Origin of the sequence: Acetobacter sp. (genome assembly GCF_047721705.1) — a bacterium.
GTDB lineage: Bacteria > Pseudomonadota > Alphaproteobacteria > Acetobacterales > Acetobacteraceae > Acetobacter.
This window is the reverse complement of sequence record NZ_JBDNXK010000140.1, coordinates 1-5,076: the sequence shown is the minus strand read 5'-3', so window position 1 is coordinate 5,076 and position 5,076 is coordinate 1. Positions and strand designations below refer to the sequence as shown.

Below are 5,076 nucleotides of genomic sequence, written 5' to 3'. Positions count from 1 at the left end.
CGCCCCGAACCTGTCCGGTAATATGGATTACCGGACAGGTCTGCGCTAGGCTCCGGCTGTCCCGAAAACCGCAGGAAACCGCCCCCTCGTGATTATCGATCCTAACGGGATTGGCCCGGCCGGCAGGGACACTTCCCTGGCCGCGCCGCTGGCCCAGGCCCGCGCCTATGCCCGCGCCAGCCGGGCGCCCGCCACCCGCCTGGCCTACCGGCGCGACTGGGCCGCCTTCACCGCCTGGTGCCACGACCGGGACCAGGGCGCGCTGCCCGCCGATCCCCGGCTGGTGGCACTGTTCCTTGCCCATGAGGCCGCGCGTGGCCTGCGCCCGTCATCGATCGGCCGCCGGCTGGCGGCCATCGCCTTTGCCCATCGTCAGGCCGGCTGCGTGCCGCCCCAGGCCCAGCCACAGGCGGGCGTTCTGGCCGAAGTGGTCGCCGGCATCCGTCGTCAGGCCGGCACCGCCCCGCGCCGCAAGCAGGCTGCCGATGACCGGGTGCTGCAGGCCATGCTGGCCGCCGTGCCGGCGACAAACCTGAAGGCCATCCGTGACCGGGCGCTGCTGGCCTTCGGCATGGCCGGGGCCTTCCGCCGCTCGGAACTGGCCGGGCTGCGCTGCGACCAGTTGGACCGCACCCCAGAGGGCATGACCGTGCGCTTCGGGGCAACCAAGACCGATCCCGAGGGGCGGGGCGTGTGCATCGCCATTCCCGAAGGACGCCGCATCCGGCCCGTCGCCCTGCTCGAGGCCTGGCTGGAGGCGGCCGGAATTACGGACGGAGCCGTATTCCGTGACGTGGTGCGCGGTCAGGCCAGCGCAGGCCCGATCAGCGACCGCACCGTGGCCCGCGTGGTCCAGCGCGCTGCCCAGGCCGCAGGCTACGACCCGGCCCGCTTCGGGGGGCATTCCCTGCGCGCAGGCTTCCTCACCTCAGGCGCGCGGGCCGGGGCCAGTCTCTTCCGGCTCAAGGACGTCTCCCGCCACCGCTCCACCGATGTCCTCGCAGCCTATGTCCGCGAGGCCGGACTCTTTACAGATCATGCAGGAGAGACGTTTCTTTGACTGTCATTTTAGGTAGAGGCTGTGCCGGTCCAGGTCCGTCCATTTCCTGATCGACCACGTCCAGATCTTCCGTGCATTCTGGCAAAATTTGTGGTTGGTCTGTTTTCTGAACTTTTCGTAATTCTGAAAATTATTTCCCATGGTCAGTATGTCCCCTTTATTCTCTCCCGGCGTAGCCCAGAACGACAATAATGAGGCTTCCATAGCTACTACCCGTTCCAGGCGGGCCCGTCGGATGCGGCGTCTGGCGCGGGTCAGGACCCTGAAGTGGCATCGAACCATCATGTATTGTACCGGGGCCGTGCTGATTGGCATTATCTCCGTAATCTTTGCCCATATCGGGGATTGGGCGGCCGAGCTGCGTTATCATGTTGTCGCCAGAAACCCATGGTCCATGCTGGTGATTGCCCCGCTCGGGCTTGTTGCCATTTCCTGGCTGACACGCCTGTTGTTCAATGGTGCTCAGGGATCAGGAATTCCCCAGACAATCGCAACCCTGCATATGCATAATTTCGTGCTTGTGGACCGGATCCTGACCTTGCGCATTGCGCTGGGCAAGATCCTGATGACATGCTTGGGTCTCATCTGTGGTGCCTCGATCGGTCGTGAAGGGCCGAGTGTCCAGATCGGCGCTTCCATCATGCACGCATTTTCGCGTGCCATGGGGCAGCATAATGATGTCACCAGGCATGGTATGATCCTCGCAGGGGGGGCTGCCGGCATGGCTGCCGCTTTCAATACGCCTCTTGCCGGTGTTGTGTTTGCGATTGAAGAACTGGCGCACTCCTTTGAACAGAAGGCGTCGGGGCGTACTCTGACTGTTATTATTTTTTCGGGGATTACAGCAATTGCCCTGTTGGGGAACTATACATATTTTGGTCGGACGAATGTTTTTATTCCGGTAGGACGCGCATGGCTGGCCGTTCTGGTATGTGGTGTAAGTGGTGGATTGGCGGGGGGGATTTTCGCCCGTCTTGTCATCCGCCTTTCAAAAGGTCTACCGGCTTTTCTTGGTCGGTTTTCAAGTCGATTCCCTCTTGTATTTGTGGCGCTATGCGGCCTGTTACTGGCTCTGATCGGACTGGCATCAGATGGTGCGACTTATGGTACGGGCTATCTGCAGGCGCGTGGGATAGTGGATGGAAGCCTGCATTATCCTGCGTCTTTCTTTCTTCTGAAGTATATCTCCATGCTGATTACTTTCTGCTCTGGCATTCCTGGCGGCATGTTTGCACCTTCCCTTGCGATCGGTGCAGGAATGGGAGGATGGGCCGAGCAGTTTCTGCCTCATACGTCGCCTGGAGGCGTTGTACTGCTGGGTATGGCTGCCTATTTTTGTGGCGTTGCCCAGTCACCGCTGACGGCAACCATCATCGTGATGGAAATATGTGACAATCAGCAGGTGACCCTAGCCCTGCTGGCCACGGCCTTCCTGTCGTTCGGTGTATCCCGCATGGTCTGTCCCAGACCGCTTTATTCGGCACTGGCTACGGGATTTCTGGAAAAAACAGAGCAAATGGCGCGACAGGTATCTCACGATAGATTGGAAAAATAATTTTATTCTGAACTGGGTTCCTGATCGAGCGGCTGATCAGCATTCTGTTGGGCAGATTCACCAACAAGAAAAGAAATATGAAATCATGTTGCTTCCTCTGTCCAATCCGGTTCCACAATCAGGGAAACCGGAAAATGTCTGCAGTCTGGTGTTCCTGTCTGCGGCATCTGTCGTGATCGGGGCATCTGCCGGTATGATCTGTGGTATCTTCCGCTTGTTGCTGGAATGGCTGGAGGCCGTCCGGACAGATATGGGAATGGAAGTGTCGCTTCAGCATGGCTTTTCTTGCGAAGGCGTGCTGTTGATCATCGGATCTGGCGCAGCTGCATGGCTGGCTTCAGGTCTCGTTCGTCATTTTGCCCCTCTTGCAGCAGGAAGTGGCATCCCGCATGTGGAAGCTGTCTTGTTGAGTGCGTCACCGCCTGCGCCATGGCGGGTGGTGCCCGTCAAATTCGTGGGTGGCCTGCTGGCGATCGGAAGTGGGCTTGCCTTGGGACGTGAAGGGCCCAGTGTGCAGATGGGAGCGACTGCAGCTCATACGTTTGGCAGGCTGCTCTGTCTGGAGAAGACAGACTGCCTTGCCCTCCTTGCTGCAGGCGCGGGAGCAGGGCTGGCGACTGCTTTCAATGCGCCGGCAGCCGGTGCTGTTTTCGTTTTGGAAGAACTGGTCGGCCGGTTTGAAATCAGAATGGTTTGTGCCGCATTGGGGGCATCCATTTCGGCCATTCTGGTCAGCCGGGGCATGCTGGGTAGCCAGACGGTCTTTAGTGTCGCTCCTCTGATCCTTCCAGAATCGCTTGCCAAACAGCTGTTTTTCGTCATGACCGGGGTCATGACGGGCCTGGTTGCTGTCGGATACAACCGGACGACCATGGCAGTGCTCCGTCTGGCCGGGAGGCTGCCTGTCAGCATCTCAGTCAGGCCTGTTCTGGTGGGAGGTTTGGCCGGTTTGGTGGTTTGTCTTGCACCGCACTTGGCTGGAGGGGGAAAGTGGATCACGCAGACGGCCATAAACAACGAGATCGGATTACATCAGATTCCGGCACTACTGGCTTTTCGGCTGATTTTTGGGGCCCTGTCTTATGCCGCTGCAACACCTGGAGGTCTGTTTGCCCCCATGCTGGCCCTGGGGGCACTTTCCGGTCTGGGGAGTAGTGTTGTGGCACAGGCATTAAGTCCTGATACACCTCTGGCGACCGCACCTTTTGTGATTGTCGGCATGGCCTCCATGTTCGCCGGATCCGTTCGTGCACCGCTGACCGGGATTATTCTGGTTATGGAAATGACAGGTTCGTCCGAGTTGATAATGCCGCTTTTATCCGGGAGTTTTGCTGCGATGGTCGTAGCCGGCGCACTTGGAGACATGCCCATTTATGCTGCCCTGAGACTCAGGGCCCAGTCACACACGCGATGATTTCAGAGAAGTGTTCTATCCCCGATCTGGGGGGAAGCAGAATGCAATTGCATAATAAGTCTCTGACCTTAGATCAGGAGGCTATGATGCCCCGGAATAGCTCTCATCCGAAGGTGGAGATTTTCAACTTCCGGATTGACCCGGCGCTGAAGGCAGCGTTCACGGCTGCAACCAGTGCGGATGAACGGCCTGCTGCCGATGTGCTGCGGGATTTCATGCGCGCTATGTGGCGGGGCGGGAGCGGCGTGCTTTCGAGGCAGAAGCGCGGCGGCAGTCCCGTGAAGTAGCGGTGCTGGCGTGCGCCCCGGCGAGTGATGAAGCTCTCGTCTTGCGCGCACTGGACGCGCTTTTCGAGGAGGACGATTTCCGGGATGGGTGGACGGCGTGAAACGTGGTGATCTGGTGACGATTGCCGTTAATGGTGATTATGGCGAACCGCGTCCGGTCCTTGGGGTGCAGGCCGACGCCTTTTCCGACCCGCCAGCTATGACCGTGCTGAGGTTGACCAGCATCGTGCAGAACTGGCCTTTGTTCCGGATTACGGTTGTACCAGCACGACGAACGGCTTGCGCAGCCTGTCGCAGGTGATGGTTGATTGGGCGATATCCCTGCCCCGGGAGAAGATCGGTCAGGGTTTCGAGCATCTGGAGGCTGCGTCTCTGCGTCAGGTTGATCAAGCTTTGTCAGTTTTTCTCGGTCTGTCGGGTGACCGTCTTCCATGATTACGCGCGATTTTCCGATGTTTCAAAGGGCTATAGGCAATAGTGTAACAGGGCGACCCTGAAACCGGCCGGCCTGTCCCGCGATTGCGGCGGTTTTCCTGTCCGGGGCGGGGGACATGTGTTACACTTTTCGGGATCATATGCCCAAACGCGCCCCGAAGGCCCCTGTCCGGCCGCCTCGCCAGTTGTCGCTGTTCCCCGAAACGGCGGCGCTGGTGCGCGTGGACCCGGCCATCAACTGCTGGCGCTTCTACCACCTGTCGCTGCAGCCCGACCTGTTCGGCGGTACCGCCCTGGTGCGGCAGTGGGGGCGGATCGGGACGGC

The 5,076-nt window shown here is 59.7% G+C and carries 6 protein-coding genes; 5 read left to right on the top strand and 1 reads right to left on the bottom strand.

The features are described from left to right. Window positions 1-88: 88 nt before the first annotated feature. The 4 genes from ABF824_RS15400 (at window position 89) to ABF824_RS15385 (ending at window position 4,316) form a co-directional block, all read left to right on the top strand. Window positions 89-1,060, top strand: a complete 972-nt coding sequence (locus tag ABF824_RS15400; protein ID WP_415489861.1) for a site-specific integrase — start codon at window positions 89-91, stop codon at window positions 1,058-1,060. 283 nt (window positions 1,061-1,343) lie between these two features. Further along, a complete protein-coding gene (locus ABF824_RS15395; RefSeq protein ID WP_087609087.1) occupies window positions 1,344-2,615 on the top strand; it encodes a chloride channel protein in 1,272 nt (423 codons plus the stop codon). Window positions 2,616-2,700: 85 nt separating this feature from the next. Beyond that, window positions 2,701-4,029 carry a ClC family H(+)/Cl(-) exchange transporter gene (locus tag ABF824_RS15390; RefSeq protein WP_415489860.1) on the top strand — a complete coding sequence of 443 codons (1,329 nt, stop codon included), beginning with the start codon at window positions 2,701-2,703 and terminating at the stop codon, window positions 4,027-4,029. Window positions 4,030-4,115: 86 nt separating this feature from the next. Continuing rightward, window positions 4,116-4,316 carry a hypothetical protein gene (locus ABF824_RS15385; protein ID WP_227002473.1) on the top strand — a complete coding sequence of 67 codons (201 nt, stop codon included), beginning with the start codon at window positions 4,116-4,118 and terminating at the stop codon, window positions 4,314-4,316. A 138-nt stretch (window positions 4,317-4,454) separates the two neighbouring features. Here the strand turns inward: ABF824_RS15385 and ABF824_RS15380 are convergent, their stop codons facing one another. Beyond that, the gene (locus ABF824_RS15380; protein ID WP_415489859.1) at window positions 4,455-4,673 is read right to left on the bottom strand and encodes a hypothetical protein; all 219 of its coding nucleotides are present in this window, start codon (window positions 4,671-4,673) and stop codon (window positions 4,455-4,457) included. Window positions 4,674-4,891: 218 nt separating this feature from the next. Here ABF824_RS15380 and ABF824_RS15375 point away from each other — a divergent pair. Then, window positions 4,892-5,076: WGR domain-containing protein (locus ABF824_RS15375; RefSeq protein WP_415489858.1), on the top strand; the 185-nt coding region annotated here is incomplete at its 3' end.

Bases quoted from the DNA above. Each gene is read 5' to 3' on its own strand.
- ABF824_RS15395 (WP_087609087.1), top strand. From the start codon at position 1,344: ATGTATTGTACCGGGGCCGTGCTGATTGGCATTATCTCCGTAATCTTT.
- ABF824_RS15390 (WP_415489860.1), top strand. From the start codon at position 2,701: ATGTTGCTTCCTCTGTCCAATCCGGTTCCACAATCAGGGAAACCGGAA.
- ABF824_RS15385 (WP_227002473.1), top strand. From the start codon at position 4,116: ATGCCCCGGAATAGCTCTCATCCGAAGGTGGAGATTTTCAACTTCCGG.
- ABF824_RS15380 (WP_415489859.1), bottom strand. From the start codon at position 4,673: ATGCTCGAAACCCTGACCGATCTTCTCCCGGGGCAGGGATATCGCCCA.